17 protein-coding genes are annotated in these 16,102 nt (G+C 70.9%); 8 read left to right on the top strand and 9 right to left on the bottom strand.

Going from position 1 to position 16,102, the window contains the following annotated elements:
• Positions 1–27: 27 nt before the first annotated feature.
• The 3 genes from AQJ64_RS04855 to AQJ64_RS04845 form a co-directional block, all read right to left on the bottom strand.
• On the bottom strand, positions 28–732 hold the full coding sequence (locus tag AQJ64_RS04855; protein WP_055632151.1) for a pectate lyase: 705 nt from the start codon (positions 730–732) through the stop codon (positions 28–30).
• 84 nt (positions 733–816) lie between these two features.
• Positions 817–1,701, bottom strand: coding sequence for a hypothetical protein (locus AQJ64_RS04850; RefSeq protein ID WP_055632150.1), 885 nt, complete (start codon positions 1,699–1,701; stop codon positions 817–819).
• Positions 1,698–2,261: a SigE family RNA polymerase sigma factor gene (locus AQJ64_RS04845; RefSeq protein WP_055632149.1), complete on the bottom strand. Its 564-nt coding sequence runs from the start codon at positions 2,259–2,261 to the stop codon at positions 1,698–1,700. The genes AQJ64_RS04850 and AQJ64_RS04845 overlap by 4 nt, the downstream gene beginning before the upstream one ends.
• Before the next feature lie 257 nt (positions 2,262–2,518).
• Between AQJ64_RS04845 and AQJ64_RS04840 the strand changes: the two genes are divergently transcribed.
• Positions 2,519–3,919: an NCS2 family permease gene (locus tag AQJ64_RS04840; protein WP_206189624.1), complete on the top strand. Its 1,401-nt coding sequence runs from the start codon at positions 2,519–2,521 to the stop codon at positions 3,917–3,919.
• Between the two features lie 10 nt (positions 3,920–3,929).
• Here AQJ64_RS04840 and AQJ64_RS04835 read toward each other — a convergent pair whose 3' ends face one another.
• From AQJ64_RS04835 to AQJ64_RS04825, 3 genes are all read right to left on the bottom strand, one after another.
• Positions 3,930–5,381: a peptidoglycan D,D-transpeptidase FtsI family protein gene (locus AQJ64_RS04835; protein ID WP_055632157.1), complete on the bottom strand. Its 1,452-nt coding sequence runs from the start codon at positions 5,379–5,381 to the stop codon at positions 3,930–3,932.
• Positions 5,382–5,446: 65 nt separating this feature from the next.
• Entirely contained in the window at positions 5,447–5,917 is a 471-nt protein-coding gene (locus AQJ64_RS04830; protein WP_055632147.1) for a GNAT family N-acetyltransferase, read from the bottom strand.
• 24 nt (positions 5,918–5,941) lie between these two features.
• Entirely contained in the window at positions 5,942–6,715 is a 774-nt protein-coding gene (locus tag AQJ64_RS04825) for an IclR family transcriptional regulator (RefSeq protein WP_055632146.1), read from the bottom strand.
• 139 nt (positions 6,716–6,854) lie between these two features.
• On the opposite strand from AQJ64_RS04825, the gene AQJ64_RS04820 reads away from it, so the two are divergent.
• The 7 genes from AQJ64_RS04820 (at position 6,855) to AQJ64_RS04790 (ending at position 13,444) form a co-directional block, all read left to right on the top strand.
• Positions 6,855–8,384: an aldehyde dehydrogenase (NADP(+)) gene (locus tag AQJ64_RS04820; RefSeq protein ID WP_079061475.1), complete on the top strand. Its 1,530-nt coding sequence runs from the start codon at positions 6,855–6,857 to the stop codon at positions 8,382–8,384.
• A gap of 115 nt (positions 8,385–8,499) precedes the next feature.
• Positions 8,500–9,108 carry a DUF1349 domain-containing protein gene (locus tag AQJ64_RS04815; RefSeq protein ID WP_055632144.1) on the top strand — a complete coding sequence of 203 codons (609 nt, stop codon included), beginning with the start codon at positions 8,500–8,502 and terminating at the stop codon, positions 9,106–9,108.
• A gap of 50 nt (positions 9,109–9,158) precedes the next feature.
• Positions 9,159–9,662 (top strand): GNAT family N-acetyltransferase, encoded by a 504-nt coding sequence (locus AQJ64_RS04810; RefSeq protein WP_206189623.1) that lies wholly within the window; start codon positions 9,159–9,161, stop codon positions 9,660–9,662.
• Between the two features lie 76 nt (positions 9,663–9,738).
• Positions 9,739–10,455 (top strand): DsbA family oxidoreductase, encoded by a 717-nt coding sequence (locus tag AQJ64_RS04805; protein ID WP_055632142.1) that lies wholly within the window; start codon positions 9,739–9,741, stop codon positions 10,453–10,455.
• Positions 10,456–10,551: 96 nt separating this feature from the next.
• Positions 10,552–11,604, top strand: a complete 1,053-nt coding sequence (locus AQJ64_RS04800) for an aminotransferase class V-fold PLP-dependent enzyme (protein WP_055632156.1) — start codon at positions 10,552–10,554, stop codon at positions 11,602–11,604.
• Between the two features lie 48 nt (positions 11,605–11,652).
• Positions 11,653–12,300, top strand: coding sequence for an RNA polymerase sigma factor (locus tag AQJ64_RS04795; protein ID WP_397800406.1), 648 nt, complete (start codon positions 11,653–11,655; stop codon positions 12,298–12,300).
• A 43-nt stretch (positions 12,301–12,343) separates the two neighbouring features.
• Positions 12,344–13,444 carry a zf-HC2 domain-containing protein gene (locus AQJ64_RS04790; protein WP_055632141.1) on the top strand — a complete coding sequence of 367 codons (1,101 nt, stop codon included), beginning with the start codon at positions 12,344–12,346 and terminating at the stop codon, positions 13,442–13,444.
• A gap of 29 nt (positions 13,445–13,473) precedes the next feature.
• On the opposite strand, the gene thpD is transcribed toward AQJ64_RS04790, so the two are convergent.
• The 3 genes from thpD to ectB are packed head-to-tail and all read right to left on the bottom strand — an operon-like array spanning position 13,474 to position 16,074.
• Positions 13,474–14,361, bottom strand: a complete 888-nt coding sequence (thpD, locus tag AQJ64_RS04785; protein ID WP_055632154.1) for an ectoine hydroxylase — start codon at positions 14,359–14,361, stop codon at positions 13,474–13,476.
• 5 nt (positions 14,362–14,366) lie between these two features.
• Positions 14,367–14,786: an ectoine synthase gene (locus tag AQJ64_RS04780; protein ID WP_055632140.1), complete on the bottom strand. Its 420-nt coding sequence runs from the start codon at positions 14,784–14,786 to the stop codon at positions 14,367–14,369.
• A 16-nt stretch (positions 14,787–14,802) separates the two neighbouring features.
• Complete coding sequence (ectB, locus tag AQJ64_RS04775; protein WP_055632139.1) at positions 14,803–16,074, bottom strand: diaminobutyrate--2-oxoglutarate transaminase; 1,272 nt, start codon at positions 16,072–16,074, stop codon at positions 14,803–14,805.
• Positions 16,075–16,102: the final 28 nt, after the last annotated feature.

Below are 16,102 nucleotides of genomic sequence, written 5' to 3'. Positions count from 1 at the left end.
GTTCTCCGTCGCTCTGTGCGGAATGTGTCACTTGTACGTGAGGGCAGATGACGAGAACCTGCAGGTGGTTCCGTCCGCACCGGACCCGATCTCGGTGGGCTCCCTGTCGGTGTTGTTGCCCTGGAACCGCACGCAGATCCTGACCTTCTTCTTCGGGTCGTTCTGGATGCGGATCTTCGACAGGGTGGCGGTGTCGCCGTGGTTGGCGTTGACGCCGACGATCGCCTTCAGCGGGGCCACCACGTCGATGTCGCTCAGCACGACGTGCGCGCCACCGCCGATGACCTTGTACACGGCCGAGGACGACGTGCCCTTGAAGCTGGCCGCGTCCTCACCGACGTCCGGCCACCACACGTTCCGCAGCGTGCAGGAGCCCTTGCAGTGGACGCCGTCCGCCGCCGGGGACCCGATGATCACGTTCTTCAGGACCGCGCCGTCGGCCAGTTCGAAGAGCGCACCCTGCGACTCGTCCTGGTCGGAGGTGCCGAGCGCGCCCTTGCCGTAGAACTTCCGCAGCCTGCCGTCGTGGGTCCCCGAGACCTTGATCGTCGAGGGGACGGCCTTGCTGCCGGTCGCCGTGGGCCAGGCGGTCGTGGCGCCCGCCGAGGACAGCGGCGTCGTGGTGACGAGCGCCGCGCCGGTGATGCCCAGGGCGGTGGAGCCCGCGATCAGCGCCCGCCGCCCGGTGACGCTGCGGCGGTGCCGGATGCGCGGTTCTGCGGAAGCAGTCATGTGCCGGATCCTCGGGTGGTGGTGACTCTTGCGCCGTGTGGTCGCCACCGGTGAGGAAAGGGTTGCCGCCGTTCCGGAAATTTTCTAGGAGTCGCCGCCGGAGGTGTCCTGGGCGGCGAAGCCGCTGCCCAGGGTGAGGGCCTTGCCGTCCGACCGGCCCGTGATGACATAGCTGTCGCCGCCGGCGTCCCGGCCGCCGCGGTCGTGGTCGTACTGCCCGGCGAACACCCACTCGCCCACGGGGACCGTACGGCCCTCCTTGAGCACCCAGGTGTAGACCAGGAAGCCGTCCTGCTCGGTGACCGTGAGGTCGAAGTCCTGCTCCGGCAGCGACCGCCAGGCCCCGGTGTTGGACACCCCGCCGGTCTGGGCGATCCTCAGCTGCACGGTGAGCGCGGTGGCCACCTGCTTCGCCCGGACGGTGATGTTGCTCTGCGCCCAGAAGTCGTTGCTGTGCGGATCCACGGAGCCGTCCGACCAGAGCGGCCCGTCGTCATCGTCGTCGGTGCCCGGCAGGAGCACGACGGCCGATGTCGTCGGGGACGAGGTGGCGGAGGGCGTCGGGGAACCGCTCGGCTTCTCCGGATCCTTCGCCCCGCCGCCGGACCCGGAGGTCGGGGTGGCCTTCGGGGAGGCCGGCGGCCGGCTCGTGGCGTCGGGGGACTGCACCGGCGTCGGCGAGACGGAGACCGTCTGCTCCACCCGGGTGTCGTCCTTCACCGCGGACGCCACCGCGTAACCGCCGACCGCGAGCATGCCCGCGACCGCGGCCGTGGCTCCCACGACCCGCGTCCAGCCCCAGACCAGCGGGCGGGTCGCGCGGTGCGCGCGCCGGTCCTGGACCTGGGTCTCGCCCGCCATGCCGCGCTCGACCCGGGCGAGGATGCGCGCCCGGTCCGGCTCGTAGCCCTCGGCCGCCTGGTGCAGCCGGGCGCGCAGTTCGTCGTGCACGTCCCGCTGCATCGTCATCGGTTCCTTCCCGAGGTCTCGCGGGTGCGCGCCATCGCGTGCACCTTGAGCGGAGCTCCCTGTGCGCCGAGCAGCTTCTGCAACTCGGCCATTCCCTTGGAGGTCTGGCTCTTCACCGTACCCACCGAGACCCCCAGAGCGAGCGCGGTGTCCTTCTCCGAGAGGTCGAAGGCGTGCCGGAGCACCACGCAGGCCCGTTTGCGGAAAGGGAGTCTACGCAGCGCGGACTGCACGTCCACCACGCCGGCGACATCGGGGTTCTCGGTCTTCTCCTCGCGCTGCGACCAGAACAGGGCGATCCTGCGGCGCTCGCGGACCGCGCTGCGGATCCGGGTGCGGGCCAGGTTGGCGACGACGCCGCGGGCGTACGCCACCGGGTGCTCGGCCGCGCGCACCCGGTCCCAGCGGTTCCACAGCGCGAGGAGCGCGTCCGCCGCCAGGTCGTCGGCGGCGTCCGCCTCACCTGTCAGAAGGTGGGCGAGCCGGGCCAGTTCGGCGTAGTGGCGGTCGAAGAAGGCATGGAATTCCACGGAGGCGGCGTCGTCGACGACTGTGCCCACGGGTGACCTCTTCTCGATGGCTGCTGTGCGTGTCATGCGAATGACATGGGGATGTCCCGGGGAGGGTCTGGGACGAGATCCGGAAGCGTAGCAGTGATCATCCACTTGGTTTGGTACTGGGGTTCGAACATCATGTGGCCGCCCGGAGCTGCGCGGGAGCCCGATTCCGTAACACGCAGAAAACCTGAGCACGGTTCAACGACGCAACAATCCAGCCGGCATCCGCACACGTTCGAACAGGCAGCAGGGAGTTACACGTGGACAGAGTCGACCAGTTCTTCAAGATCTCCGAACGGGGTTCCACCTTAGGCCGGGAGATACGCGGCGGCTTCGCCACGTTCTTCACCATGGCCTACATCCTCGTGCTGAACCCGATCATCCTCGGAAGCGCGAAGGACAAGTTCGGCCACAGCCTCGACACTGTCCAACTCACCACCGCCACCGCCCTGGTGGCCGCCGTGATGACGATCATCATGGGTGTCGGCGGCAATCTGCCCCTCGCGCTCGCCGCCGGCCTCGGCCTCAACGCCGTGGTCGCCTTCCAGATCGCCCCGCTGATGAGCTGGGACGACGCGATGGGCCTGATCGTCCTCGAGGGCCTGCTGATCTGTGTGCTCGTGGTGACCGGCCTGCGCGAGGCCGTCATGCACGCCATCCCGCAACCGCTGAAGCAGGCCATCAGCGTCGGCATCGGCCTGTTCATCGCCTTCATCGGCTTCGTCGACGCCGGCTTCGTCAGCCGGATCCCCGACGTCGCGAACACCACCGTCCCGGTCCAGTTGGGCGGCACCGGCACCCTCACCGGCTGGCCGGTGCTCGTCTTCTGCCTCGGTGTGCTGCTGACCGTCGCGCTGCTCGCCCGCAAGGTCAGGGGCGCGATCCTGATCAGCATCGTGACCATGACGCTGCTCGCGATCGTGATCGACTCGATCGCCGACATCAAGTCCTGGGGCCTGACCACCCCGTCCTGGCCCGACAAGATCGTCGACGCCCCCGACTTCGGGCTGATCGGCCACTTCAGCCTGTTCGGCGCGTTCGGTGAGGTCAGTGCGGTCACCGTCGTCCTGCTGGTCTTCACCCTGCTGCTGTCCGACTTCTTCGACACCATGGGCACGGTCGTCGGCATCAGTGCGGAGGCCGGACTCCTCGACGAGGACGGCAAGGTGCCGAACCTGGGCCGTGTGCTGCTCATCGACGGCGCGGCCGCGGTGGCCGGCGGCGCGTCCTCCGCCTCCTCCGCGACCGCCTACATCGAGTCCGCGGCCGGCGTCGGCGAGGGCTCGCGCACCGGCTTCTCCAACCTCGTCACCGGCGGCCTCTTCGGCCTCGCCCTGTTCCTCACCCCGGTCCTGACCATCGTCCCGCTGCAGGCCGCGGCCCCCGCCCTGATCGCGGTCGGCTTCCTGATGATGACGCAGGTCAAGAGCATCGACTGGGACAAGTACGAGATCGCCGTCCCGGCGTTCCTCACCATCGCCGTGATGCCTTTCACGTACTCGATCACCAACGGCATCGGCGCGGGCTTCGTGGCCTACGTCCTGATCAAGACGGTCCTCGGCAAGGCCAAGGAGGTCCACTGGCTGCTGTGGACGGCGTCGGCGCTGTTCGTGGTGTACTTCGCGATCGACCCGATCGAGCAGATCCTGGGCGTCAAGTAGCTTCACGGGGTCAGTTCTTGAGTGCCGCCTCCATCATCGCCCTGGCGACGGGGGCGGCCAGGCCGTTGCCGCTGACCTCCGAGCGGGCCGCGTCCGACTGTTCCACCACCACCGCCACGGCCACCTCCTTGCCGTCGGCCTTGCCGTAGGACGTGAACCAGGCGTACGGGGCCTTGCTGTTGTTCTCCCCGTTCTGGGCCGTGCCCGTCTTGCCGCCCACGGTGACGCCGTCGATGAGCGCGTTCGTACCGGTGCCCTTCTCGACGACCGTCTGCATCGCCGACTGCAACTGCTCGGCGGTGGAGGAGCTGACGATCCGCGTGGTGGACGCCTCGTCGTCGTAGTCCTTCAGCACGTCACCGCCGCTGTCGGTGATCTGCGCGACCATGTGCGGCGAGACCAGCTCACCGCCGTTGGCGATCGCGGCCGACACCATGGCCATCTGCAACGGGGTCGCGGTCACGTCGAACTGGCCGATACCGGTCAGGGCGGTGGACGACTCGTCCATGCCGGAGGGGTACACGCTCGCGTACGCGCGCACCGGCACGTCCAGCGTGTCGTCGTTGAAGCCGAACTTCTCGGCCATCGCCCTGAGCTTGTCCTGCCCGAGCTGCACGGCCAGGTGCGCGAAGACGTTGTTGCAGGAGTACTGGAGCGCCACCCGGATCGAGGCGTTCTCACAGGGGGCGGAGGTGTTCTCGTTCTTCAGGACCGTCCGGGTGCCGGGGAGCGTGTAGGGGTCCGGGCTGTCCGTCCTCTCGTCCACCGACGAGTACAGGCCGTCCTCCAGCGCGGCCGCCGCCACCACCAGCTTGAACGTCGAACCCGGTGCCAGCGGCTGCCGCAGCGCACGGTTGACCAGCGGCTTGTCGGAGTCGGAGGTCAGCTTCTTCCAGGCCGTGCCCGCGGTGTTGGCGTCGGTGAGCGAGGACGGGTCGTACGACGGGGTCGACACGACGGCCAGGATCCTGCCGGTCCTCGGGTCGATCGCGACCGCCGCGCCCTTCTTGTCGCCGAGGGCGTCGTACGCCGCCTTCTGCACGGCCGGATCGATGGTCGTGAGCACATCGCCCGGGTCGGCCCGCTGGTCGGTGACCGTGTCCATCACGGTCTTCAGCCGGGTGTCCGTCCCGTTGAGCAGGTCGGCGTAGATGCCCTCGAGCTGGGTGGGGGCGTAGGCCTGTGAGGCGTACCCCGTCACCGCCGCGTACAGCTCGCCGTTCGTGTACGTGCGCTTGTACCTGAGGTCGCCGCCCGTCGTGCGGGCCGAGCCGGTGACCGCCTTTCCGGCCACGATGATGTTCCCCAGCGGCTGCGAGTACGTCTCGATCGCGTTGCGCCGGTTGTGTGTGTCGTCCGCGAGAGCCTGGGCCTCGTAGTACTGCACCCAGGTCGCCCGGATCAGCAGGGCGAACACCAGCAGCAGCGAGAAGACCGAGGCACGCCTGATCGTCTTGTTCATTGCGATCAGGAAGACGAACGGGCCGAAGCGCATCGTTCCCTTCGGCCTGTTTTCTCACCGTACGTTCATGCGTCCAGCTTCAGGACGACCTCCGGGATCTCCTCGCCGCGTGCGGGGGCGAAGCCCGAGGCGTGTTCCGTGACCCGGAAGCCGCACTTCTCGAGCACCCTGAGGGAAGGGGCGTTGTCGGCCGCCGCCCGGGCGTACAGCGGGCGCTCGGGGGCCTCGGCCAGCAGCGCCCGCAGCGCCGCCGTCGCGATGCCCTTGCCCCAGTGGGCGCGGTCCACCCAGTACGTCACCTCGCGCTCGCCCGGCTCCCCGTACACCGCCGCATGACCGACGACGTCCCCGTCGGTCAGTACGGTACGGACCAGCGCGGAGGAGGACCTGACCCGTTTCCAGTGCGCCTCGAAGAGGGACCGGTCGGCGGGATGCTCCGGGGTGAAGGCGGCCATCCGCAGAGCTTCGGGGTCGTTCAACTGCCGGTAGAACACCGGCAGATCACTGTCGTGGACCGGGCGCAGCACGATTTCCATCACCCGAGCCTACGCCGGTCGGGCTCAGAGCCGGCGGGTGGCGAGCGTCAGCCGGTCCCGCGCGTCGAACAGGGCGTCCTTCACCAGTTGCTCGTGCGCCGGGGTGAGGCGGGCCACCGGCACCGAGCAGCTGATCGCGTCCCGGGACGGGGTGCGGTACGGGATCGCCACCCCGAAGCAGCGCAGGCCGAGCGTGTTCTCCTCGCGGTCCACGGCGAAGCCCTGCTCGCGCACCTGGTGCAGCTCCTCGATGAGCTTCTCGCGGTCCGTGATGGTGTGCTCGGTGAGCGCCGGGAGTGTCTCGGGGAGCAGCTTGCGGACCTGCTCGTCGGTGTACGTGCTCAGCAGCGCCTTGCCGAGGGAGGTGGAGTGGGCGGGCAGCCGGCGGCCGACCCGGGTGAAGGGGCGCAGATAGTGCTGGGACTGGCGGGTGGCGAGGTAGACCACGTTCGTGCCGTCGAGCCGGGCCAGGTGGATCGTCTCGGTGGTGTCGTCCGAGAGCCGGTCCAGGGTCGGCCGGGCGGCGGCCACGACCTCGTCGCCGTCGATGTAGGAGGTGCCGACGAGCAGCGCCCGCACCCCGATGCCGTACCGGGTGCCCGTCGCGTCCGTCTCCACCCAGCCGAGTTCCACGAGCGTGCGCAGCAGCATGTAGAGGCTGGACTTGGGGTAACCGACGGCCTCCTGGACCGCCGCGAGGGAGTGCATCCCGGGGCGGCCGGCGAAGTATTCCAGCAGCTCAACCGTCCGCACCGCGGACTTGACCTGGGCCCCGCCCCCCGTCTCGCCAGCCGACATCGCCCTTGACCCCTTCGTTCGACGGGAAATAGTCTCCGACAGCATATTCACCATGAGAAACGCTGTTCAGTATATCGAACATCCCTGGTGAATCAGCCAGTACCAAACGTGGCCAGTAGCAAGCGTGGAGGGACCCGCGGTGGCAGCAGCACCAGTCTGGAGTGTCGACCCCCGAACCGGGAAGCAGCGTGAACAGGTTGCGGTGGAGGCCACGGCCCAGGAGGTGGACACCGTCGTCCGTGCCGCGCACGCCACGCGCGGCTCCCTCGCCGACCGTGCCGTCCGCGCCGCCTTCCTGCGTACCGCCGCCGACAAGCTGGAGGCGGCCAGGGAGCAGCTGGTCGAGGTCGCCGACGCGGAGACCGCGCTCGGCCCGGTACGCCTGAACGGCGAGCTGGCCCGCACCTGCTACCAGCTGCGCGCGTTCGCCGGGATCGTCGACGAGGGCGCCTTCCTCGACGTCGTGATCAACCACCCCGACGACACCGCCACCCCGCCGATCCCGGACCTGCGCCGCTACAAGGTGCCGCTCGGCGTCGTCGCCGTCTACTCGGCCTCCAACTTCCCCTTCGCCTTCTCCGTCGCGGGCGGTGACACCGCGAGCGCGCTGGCGGCGGGCAACCCGGTCGTCGTCAAGGCGCACCCCGACCACCCGGCGCTGTCCGAGCTGGTCGCCAAGGTCCTGCGCACGGCCGCCGCCGCGCACGGCATCTCCGAGGACGTCCTCGGTCTCGTGCACGGCTTCGAGGCCGGCGTCGAGCTGATCAAGCACCCGCTGGTCGCCGCGGCCGGCTTCACCGGGTCCATCCGGGGCGGACGCGCGCTGTTCGACGCGGCGGCGGCCCGGCCGGTGCCGATCCCCTTCCACGGCGAGCTGGGCTCGCTGAACCCCGTGGTCGTCACCGAGGCCGCCGCCGCCGAGCGCGCGGAGGCCATCGGCACGGGCCTCGCGGGCTCGATGACCCTGGGTGTCGGCCAGTTCTGCGTCAAGCCCGGACTGGTCCTCGTACCGTCCGGCGCGGCCGGTGACGGGCTGGTCAAGTCGCTCACCGACGCGGTGAGCGCCACCGATGCGGGCGTGCTGCTCGACCACCGGATGCGGGACAACTTCATCGCCGGGGTGGCCGAGCGGGCGGAGCTGCCCGAGGTCGAGTCGCCGGTGACGCCCGGCGCGGGCTCGGAGCACACCGTCAGCGCGGGCTTCCTCACGGTGCCGGCGAGCCGGCTGACCGCCGCCGGCGACCACGATCTGCTGCTGGAGGAGTGCTTCGGGCCGGTCACCGTGGTGGCCCGCTACGAGGACGACAGCGAGGTCAGGGCGGTGCTGTCGCGGCTGCCGGGGAACCTCACGGCGACCGTGCAGCTCTCCGACGAGGAGGCCGCCGGGGCGGGACGGGGCGGGGAGATCCTCGCCGAGCTGACGCCGCTGGCGGGGCGCGTCCTGGTGAACGGGTGGCCGACCGGGGTCGCCGTGGCCGCCGCCCAGCATCACGGTGGGCCCTACCCGGCCACGACGTCCACGTCGACCTCCGTGGGCGGGACCGCGATCGAGCGGTGGCTGCGGCCGGTCGTCTACCAGAACGCTCCGGTCGCGCTGCTGCCGGTGGAGCTTCGGGACGAGAACGAACTGGGGCTGCCGCGGCGGTTCAACGGGCGGCTCGAGCGGTAGCGCTCCGCGCGTGCTCCGTAGGGGCGCGGGTGGACCGGCGGGTGCGGCGCCGTCGCGGCCGTTCACGCAGTTCCCCGCGCCCCTGAGTTGCTCCGGTCGCCTGGATAATCGGTTCATGGACGTCTCGCTTCCCGAACTGCCTTTCCCCCTTCGTACCTATGGGCCCGATGGGCACTGGGCCCATGAGGACGGGGTGCTCAGTGCCTGGGCCGGGCCGCGGCAGGATCGGTTCGTCACGCCCACCGGGGAGGCGCTGGAGCCCGCCGGGGACGCGCCCCGGCTGCTCGGCGCGCCCGAGGGGGACTTCCAGCTGATCGCACGGGTCACCGTGGGCTTCAACTGGGCTTTCGACGCCGGGGTGTTGTACGTCCATGTCGGTGAACGCGCCTGGGCCAAGCTGTGTCTGGAGTACTCGCCGGATGTGGCGACCGTCTGCACGGTCGTCACCCGGGGGCACTCGGACGACGCCAACTCCTTCACCGTGGAGGGGAGTTCGGTCTGGCTCCGGGTGAGCCGGACCGGGCGGGCCTTCGCCTTCCACGCCTCCCGCGACGGCAAGCGCTGGACCTTCGTCCGGCTCTTCACGCTGGGCGACGAGAAGGAGACCGGCGCCGCCCTGGTCGGCTTCATGACCCAGTCGCCGATGGGCGAGGGCTGTGTGGTGACGTACGACCACATCGAGTTCCGGGACCGCTGGCCGGACGATCTCCGGGACGGCAGCTAGGGCCCGGGCCCGGTCGGAACCGGGACGGTGGCTGTGTCGTCCTCCCGGGCATGATCGGAGAACCCCCCACCCCGAGCCGAGTGATCCGCACCGTCGTGCCCGCCGAGGCGGAGGCCGTCGTGGCGCTGCACGCGCGTGCCAGGGCCACGTACTACCCCGACGGGATCCCGCAGGACGGCAGTGACTGGCTCGCCAACTGGCGCGCGGCCATCGAACGGCCCGACGGCCAGGTGCTGTGCGTCGTCGAGCAGGGACGGATCGTCGGCCTGGCCTCGTTCCGGGTGCCGGAGGGCGCCGACGCGGACACCGTCAAGCTGTTCCAGTTCCATGTCGACCCGGACCGCTGGCGGGCCGGCATCGGTGCGGCCCTGCACACCGCCTGTGTGGAGCAGTGGCGGGCGGACGGGCGTCGTTCGGCCGTGCTCGACGTGCATGTCGGCAACCGTCGCGCCCAGGCCTTCTACGCGCGTCAGGGCTGGGTCCCCGACCCGGAGAACCCGCCCGCGGACGGCGACCACCATCTCTTCCTGCGCTTCCCCGTGAACGGGGAATGAACCCCGCTGCTTGAACGTTCATGCACTCGGCGGAGGGAGTCTCCGTCCCCCGTACGAGCTGGAGAGAGCCGAGAAGATGCGCGTCGAGATCTGGTCGGACATCGCCTGTCCCTGGTGCTACGTCGGCAAGGCCCGCTTCGAGAAGGCCCTCGCCGCCTTCCCGCACCGCGAGCAGGTCGAGGTCGTGCACCGCTCCTTCGAGCTCGACCCGGGACGCGCCAAGGGCGACGTCCAGCCCGTGATCACGATGCTCACCAAGAAGTACGGCATGAGCGCGCAGCAGGCCCAGGCCGGTGAGGAGAACCTGGGCACGCAGGCCGCCGCCGAGGGACTGGAGTACCGGACCCGGGACCGCGACCACGGCAACACCTTCGACATGCACCGCCTGCTGCACTTCGCCAAGGAGCGGGGCCGCCAGGACGAGCTGATCCAGCTCCTCTACCGGGCGAACTTCGCCGAGGAGCGGTCCGTCTTCACCGAGGGCGACGAGCGGCTCGTGGAGCTGGCCATCGAGGCAGGCCTGGACGCCGACGCCGCCCGCGCGGTCCTCGCCGACCCGGCCGCCTACGCCGACGACGTCCGCGCCGACGAGCGCGAGGCCGCCCAGCTCGGCGCCAACGGCGTCCCCTTCTTCGTCCTCGACCGCGCCTACGGCGTCTCCGGCGCCCAGCCCGCCGAGGTCTTCGCCCAGGCGCTCACCCAGGCCTGGGGCGACCGCTCCCCGCTGAAGCTGATCGACGACGGCGGCGCCGAGGCCTGCGGCCCGGACGGGTGTGCCGTGCCCCAGCACTGAGAACCGCAGGTCGGGAGGGACGTATAAGCGTTCCTTAGGAGTTCCGCGCAGAAATCCGCAATGGACTTCGACTTCACCCGGCCGCACAGTGGTGCCATGGAGACCTTCGAGAGCCTCGTCCGTTCCGAGTTCGCCCCGAAGAACACCTTCCTGAACACCGCGAGCAACGGACTGCTGCCGGCCCGTACCGTGGCGGCCCTCCACGAGGCCGCCCTGCTGCGGGCCGAGGGCAGGCCGCTGACCTCGCTGTACGCCGATGTCGAGGCGGCCCGCGCCGGCTACGCCCGGCTGGCCGGCGTTCCCGTCGAGCGGGTCGCGGCCGGTGCCTCCGTCGCCGCCCACACCGGGGTGATCGCCGCCTCGCTGCCCGCCGGCGCCGAGGTGCTCACCGCCGAGGACGACTTCACCTCCGTCCTCAACCCGTTCCATGTCCGCGGCGACCTCAAGGTGCGCTCCGTCCCCCTGGAGCGGATCGCCGAGTCCGTCCGCCCGGGCACCGCGCTCGTCGCCGTCAGCGCCGCCCAGTCCGCCGACGGACGGATCGCAGACCTGCCCGCGCTGCGCGAGGCGGCCCGCGACCACGGGGCCCGCACCTACGTCGACTTCTCCCAGGCCGCCGGCTGGCTGCCGCTGGACGCCGACGCGTACGACTACAGCGCAGCCGTCTGCTTCAAGTGGCTGCTCGGCCCGCACGGCGCGGCCTTCCTCGTCGTCCCGGAGGACTTCGGCGGGCTGACCCCGGTGCTGGCCGGCTGGGTCGCGGGCGAGCGGCCCTGGGACAGCTGCTACGGGCCGGTCGCCGAACTCGCCCGCTCGGCACGGCGGTTCGACCTCACCCACGCCCTCTTCACCTACGCCGGCCTGCGCCGCTCCCTCGAACTCCTCGAGGAGCTGGGCCTGGACGCCGTACGCGCCCACGACCTCGCCCTCGCCGACCGCTTCCGCGCCGGACTCGCCTCCCTGGGCCACGAGCCCGTGCCCGCCCCCGGCTCCGCGATCGTGTCCGTGCCCGGACTCGGCGTGCGCCAGCCCCGGTTGAGCGAGGCCGGCATCGAGGTGTCCGACCGCGCGGGCAACCTGCGCGCCTCCTTCCACCTCTACAACACACCCGCCGACGTCGACCGCCTGCTGGACGCCCTGTCGGACTGACCCCCTCTTGCCGCCCGCGTGCCCGGGACGCTAGGAAAGGCACCAGGGGTGGTGGTGCCGGTGGATCCGACGGACGCGGACACGGATGGTGCGGCGGGGGCGGGCCGTGCGCGTGCCCGCCCCGCCGCGGACGCCGAGCTGCACGGACGGCTGGTGTACGGCGACGCATCCGCGCTGGCCGAGACATACGCCGTGTACGGCGGACTGGTGCGGCGGATCGCCCTGCGCGTCACCCGCAGCCCGGCCGCCGTCGAGGACATCGCCCAGGAGGTCTTCACCGAACTGTGGTCCCGGCCCTACGCCTTCGACGCGCGCCGGGGCAGCCTGCGCACCTGGCTGTCGATGCTCGCGCACCGGCGGGCCGTGGACTGGGTGCGCCACGAGGCACGGCACCGCAAGGCCGCCCCCGCCGACGACAGCGCCCTGCACACCCTCCCGGACGCGGCGCCCGGCCCCGTCGAGACGGTCATGGACCGCGAACGCTCCCTGCTGCTGCACTCCGCGCTCGCCGAACTCCCGCCGTCCCAGCGGGAGGTGGTACACCTCGCCTATTTCGCGGGCCGCACCTACCGCGAGGCCGCCGCCGAACTCGGCATCCCCGAGGGCACCGCCAAGACCCGGCTGCGCACCGCCCTGCGCAGACTGGCCGAGACACTGGCCGACCCGCCCGAACCGTCCCTGGGAAGAGGCGCATGATGGCGACGGCGGAGACGGCGGAGACGGCGGAAGGAGGCGACCGGTGAGCACGCACGACGGGCAGGACGACGCGGACGACCACGACGAGCTGCGCGATCTGGTGGCCGCCGCGGCCTTCGACGCCGTCACGCCCGCCGAGCGGGAGAGGGTGACACGGCACCTGGGCGGCTGTGCCGAGTGCGCGGCCGAGACGGACCGGCTGCGCGAGACCGTACGGCTGCTGGACGTGCCGCCCGGGGAGGGCACCGGACCGCACGGGCCCGCGCCTTGGTGGTCGACCGAGGAGAGCGGGTCCGAGGACGTGGTGGCGGGACTGTTCCACGGCCGCCGCCACACGTGGCGGACCTCCCGCCCGCAGGCCACCGAGGTGGCCGCGCACGCCGCTGTCTATGCCGGAGCCGTGGCCGCCCTCACCGCGCTGCTGCCCCATGTGGACGTCAGGTGGGGATACGACCGCTGGAAGGTCCCCGTCGTGCACGACTGGAACGTCCAGGCCACCCTCGCCCATCTGCTCGCCGCCGACGAACAGCTCGCGGTGGAGCTCGGTGTGGAGCCGAGAGTGCCGCCGTCACCGGCCGTGCGGGACGAGACCTGGGAGGCGTACTGGAACCGGCGCACGGCCGACACCATCCGCCACGAACTCGCTCACGCGGCCGAGCTGACACGCCACGCCTGGCAGTCCCAGACGGCCGCGCTGCTCGCCACACCCGAGGCCCACGACGCCGAACGGGCCGCGCGCCCCGTGGAGTTGATGGGGATGCGGCTGCCCGTCGCCGACCACTTCGCCGTCCGGGCCTTCGAGACCTGGATCCACACCGACGACATCGGCCGCGCCCTCGGCCTGCACGTCCCGCCGCCGCCCGCGCCGCATCTGGAGCGGCTGGTCCGGCTGGCGGCGGGCGTCCTCGGCCAGGCCCTCGGCCCCGGCACGCCGCCCGTGCGCTTCACGGTCACCGGCATCGGCGTGTGGACCCTCGGTGCCCCGGCCGTTCCGGTGCGCGCCGAACTCGCCCTGGAACCGGTCGACTTCTGCTTCCTGGCGGGCGGCCGGCGCGCCCCGGACACGGTGCCGCACAGGGCCACGGGCGACGCCGCCGCCGTACGGGACGTACTGGAGCGGACGGCGTCGCTGGCGTGGCTGTAGTACCCGGCCCTCGGCGGCGGGCCCGGTCCTCAGCGCACCGGGGTGAAGTCCCTCGCGCCGATGAACTCCGGCCGCCGCACAGGGGCCGCGAACGGGTCGACCGCGGTGTTCTCCACGCTGTTGAACACGATGAAGACATTGCTGCGCGGGAACGGCGTGATGTTGTCGCCCGAGCCGTGCATGGCGTTGCAGTCGAACCAGGTCGCCGAGCCCGCCCGGCCGGTGAACAGCCGGATGCCGTACTCGCCCGCCAGCGCGGTCAGCGCCTCGTCCGACGGGGTGCCCGCGTCCTGCATCCGGAGCGACTTCTTGTAGTTGTCCTTCGGGGTGGCGCCCGCGCATCCGAGGAACGTCCGGTGCGAGCCCGGCATGATCATCAGGCCGCCGTTGGTGTCGAGGTTCTCGGTCAGCGCGATCGACACCGACACCGTCCGCATGCCCGGCAGCCCGTCCTCGGCATGCCACGTCTCGAAGTCGGAGTGCCAGTAGAAGCCACCGGCCCCGAAGCCCGGCTTGACGTTGATCCGGGACTGGTGGACGTACACGTCCGAGCCGAGGATCTGCCGGGCCCGCCCGACGACCCGCTCGTCCCGCACCAGCGCCGCGAAAACCGGGCTCAGCCGGTGCACCTCGAAGACCGAGCGGATCTCCTGGGAGCGGGGCTCCACGACCGACCGCTCGTCGGCCCGGATCTCCGGGTCGGAGACGAGCCGCTCCAGCTCCCGCCGGCAGACGGCCACCTCGTCGTCGCCGATGAGCTGTTCGACGGTGAGGAAGCCGTCGCGTTCGTAGGCCCGCAGGCCGTCCGCCGGGATCGGGCCCGGTGTGCCGGGGGAGCCCCAGACGACGGGGTCCCGGCGGGGGACGGCCACCTCGGTGGTGCCGCGGGTGGGATAGAGATCGGTGACGGTGGTCATGACGGTCACACCTCCTCGGGTTCGGTGAGCTCGGGTTCGGTGAGCAGGGGATAGACGCCGTTCTCGTCGTGGTCCTCCCGGCCCGTCACGGGCGGGTTGAACACGCAGAGGCAGCGGAAGTCCTCCAGGACACGCAGCGTGTGCCGCTCGTGGCCGTCCAGGAGGTACATGGTTCCGGGAGTGATCGCGTACGACCTCCCGCTCTCGTGGTCGGTGAGCTCGGCGGCGCCCTCCACACAGACCACGGCCTCGATGTGGTTCGCGTACCGCATCGATGTCTCGGTACCGGCGTACAGAATCGTTTCGTGCAGGGAGAACCCGACCCGCTCCCGGGCGAGGACGATCCGCTTGCTCTCCCAGGTGCCGGACGCGGCCCGCACATGCCGGTCGGTGTTCTCGATGTCCTCGAACGAACGGACGATCATGGTGTCCCTCTCCCTGTCAGACGGTCTCCCGGACGGCACGGGCGAGCACGCTCAGCCCCTCGTCCAGTTCCTGCGGGGTGATGGTCAGGGCCGGCAGCAGCTTGACGACCTCGCTCTCCGGGCCGGAGGTCTCGATCAGCAGCCCCAGCTCGAAGGCGCGCCGCGCGACCCGCGAGGCCCGCTCCTTCTCGTGGAACTCCAGCCCCCACACGAGACCGCGCCCCCGGTACTCCTTCACATCGGCGAGGTTCTCCTCGGTGATCGAGATCAGCCCCTCCTCCACCTGCTCGCCGCGCGCCCGGGTCTGCTTCTCCATCACGGACCCGTCGGCCCAGTACGCCTCGAGCGCGGCCGTCGCGGTGACGAACGCCGGGTTGTTGCCGCGGAAGGTGCCGTTGTGCTCGCCCGGCTCCCACACGTCCAGCTCCGGCCGGAACAGGCACAGCGACATGGGCAGCCCGTACCCGCTGATGGACTTGGAGACGGTGACGATGTCGGGTGTGATCCCGGCCTCCTCGAAGGAGAAGAACGCGCCGGTGCGCCCGCACCCCATCTGGATGTCGTCGACGATCAGCAGCATGTCCTGCCGCTCGCACAGCTCCTTGAGGGCGCGCAGCCATGCGGGCCGGGCCACGTTGATCCCGCCCTCGCCCTGCACGGTCTCCACGATCACCGCGGCCGGCCTGTTGAGCCCGGACCCCTGGTCCTCCAGGAGCCGCTCGAACCACAGGAAGTCCGGGACGGTCCCGTCGAAGTAGTGGTCGAAGGGCATCGGCGTGCCGTGCACCAGCGGAATCCCGGCCCCGGCCCGCTTGAAGGCGTTCCCGGTGACGGCCAGCGACCCGAGCGACATGCCGTGGAAGGCGTTGGTGAACGACACGATCGCCTCGCGCCCCTTCACCTTCCGCGCCAGCTTCAGCGCGGACTCCACCGCGTTGGTGCCGGTCGGCCCCGGGAACATCACCTTGTACGGCAGGTCGCGCGGCCGCAGCACCAACTGCCGGAAGGTCTCCAGGAACGTCCGTTTGGCGACGGTCGACATGTCGAGCGCGTGGGTGACCCCGTCCCGCGACAGGTAGTCGATCAACGCCCGCTTCAGTACGGGGTTGTTGTGGCCGTAGTTGAGGGATCCGGCGCCGGCGAAGAAGTCCAGGTACCGGTGGCCGTCCTCGTCGTACAGGAGGCTGCCCTGCGCACGGTCGAAGACGACGGGCCAGCCGCGGCAGTAGCTGCGCACCTCGGACTCCAGGGTCTCGAACACGCTCAGGTCGGGCTGGGTGATGGTCACGACGAATCGCTCCTCGGTGTGGGGGAGG

The organism is Streptomyces griseoruber (genome assembly GCF_001514205.1).
Classification (GTDB): Bacteria; Actinomycetota; Actinomycetes; order Streptomycetales; family Streptomycetaceae; genus Streptomyces; species Streptomyces griseoruber.
Note: the sequence above shows the minus strand (reverse complement) of the source record. Positions and strands in the feature narration are given on the sequence as shown.

Excerpts from the sequence above, each read along its gene's own strand:
- AQJ64_RS04855 (WP_055632151.1), bottom strand. The coding sequence starts at position 732 with ATGACTGCTTCCGCAGAACCGCGCATCCGGCACCGCCGCAGCGTCACC.
- AQJ64_RS04850 (WP_055632150.1), bottom strand. The coding sequence starts at position 1,701 with ATGACGATGCAGCGGGACGTGCACGACGAACTGCGCGCCCGGCTGCAC.
- AQJ64_RS04835 (WP_055632157.1), bottom strand. The coding sequence starts at position 5,381 with ATGAACAAGACGATCAGGCGTGCCTCGGTCTTCTCGCTGCTGCTGGTG.
- AQJ64_RS04830 (WP_055632147.1), bottom strand. The coding sequence starts at position 5,917 with ATGGAAATCGTGCTGCGCCCGGTCCACGACAGTGATCTGCCGGTGTTC.
- AQJ64_RS04825 (WP_055632146.1), bottom strand. The coding sequence starts at position 6,715 with ATGTCGGCTGGCGAGACGGGGGGCGGGGCCCAGGTCAAGTCCGCGGTG.
- AQJ64_RS04815 (WP_055632144.1), top strand. The coding sequence starts at position 8,500 with ATGGACGTCTCGCTTCCCGAACTGCCTTTCCCCCTTCGTACCTATGGG.
- AQJ64_RS04810 (WP_206189623.1), top strand. The coding sequence starts at position 9,159 with ATGATCGGAGAACCCCCCACCCCGAGCCGAGTGATCCGCACCGTCGTG.
- AQJ64_RS04805 (WP_055632142.1), top strand. The coding sequence starts at position 9,739 with ATGCGCGTCGAGATCTGGTCGGACATCGCCTGTCCCTGGTGCTACGTC.
- AQJ64_RS04800 (WP_055632156.1), top strand. The coding sequence starts at position 10,552 with ATGGAGACCTTCGAGAGCCTCGTCCGTTCCGAGTTCGCCCCGAAGAAC.
- thpD (WP_055632154.1), bottom strand. The coding sequence starts at position 14,361 with ATGACCACCGTCACCGATCTCTATCCCACCCGCGGCACCACCGAGGTG.
- AQJ64_RS04780 (WP_055632140.1), bottom strand. The coding sequence starts at position 14,786 with ATGATCGTCCGTTCGTTCGAGGACATCGAGAACACCGACCGGCATGTG.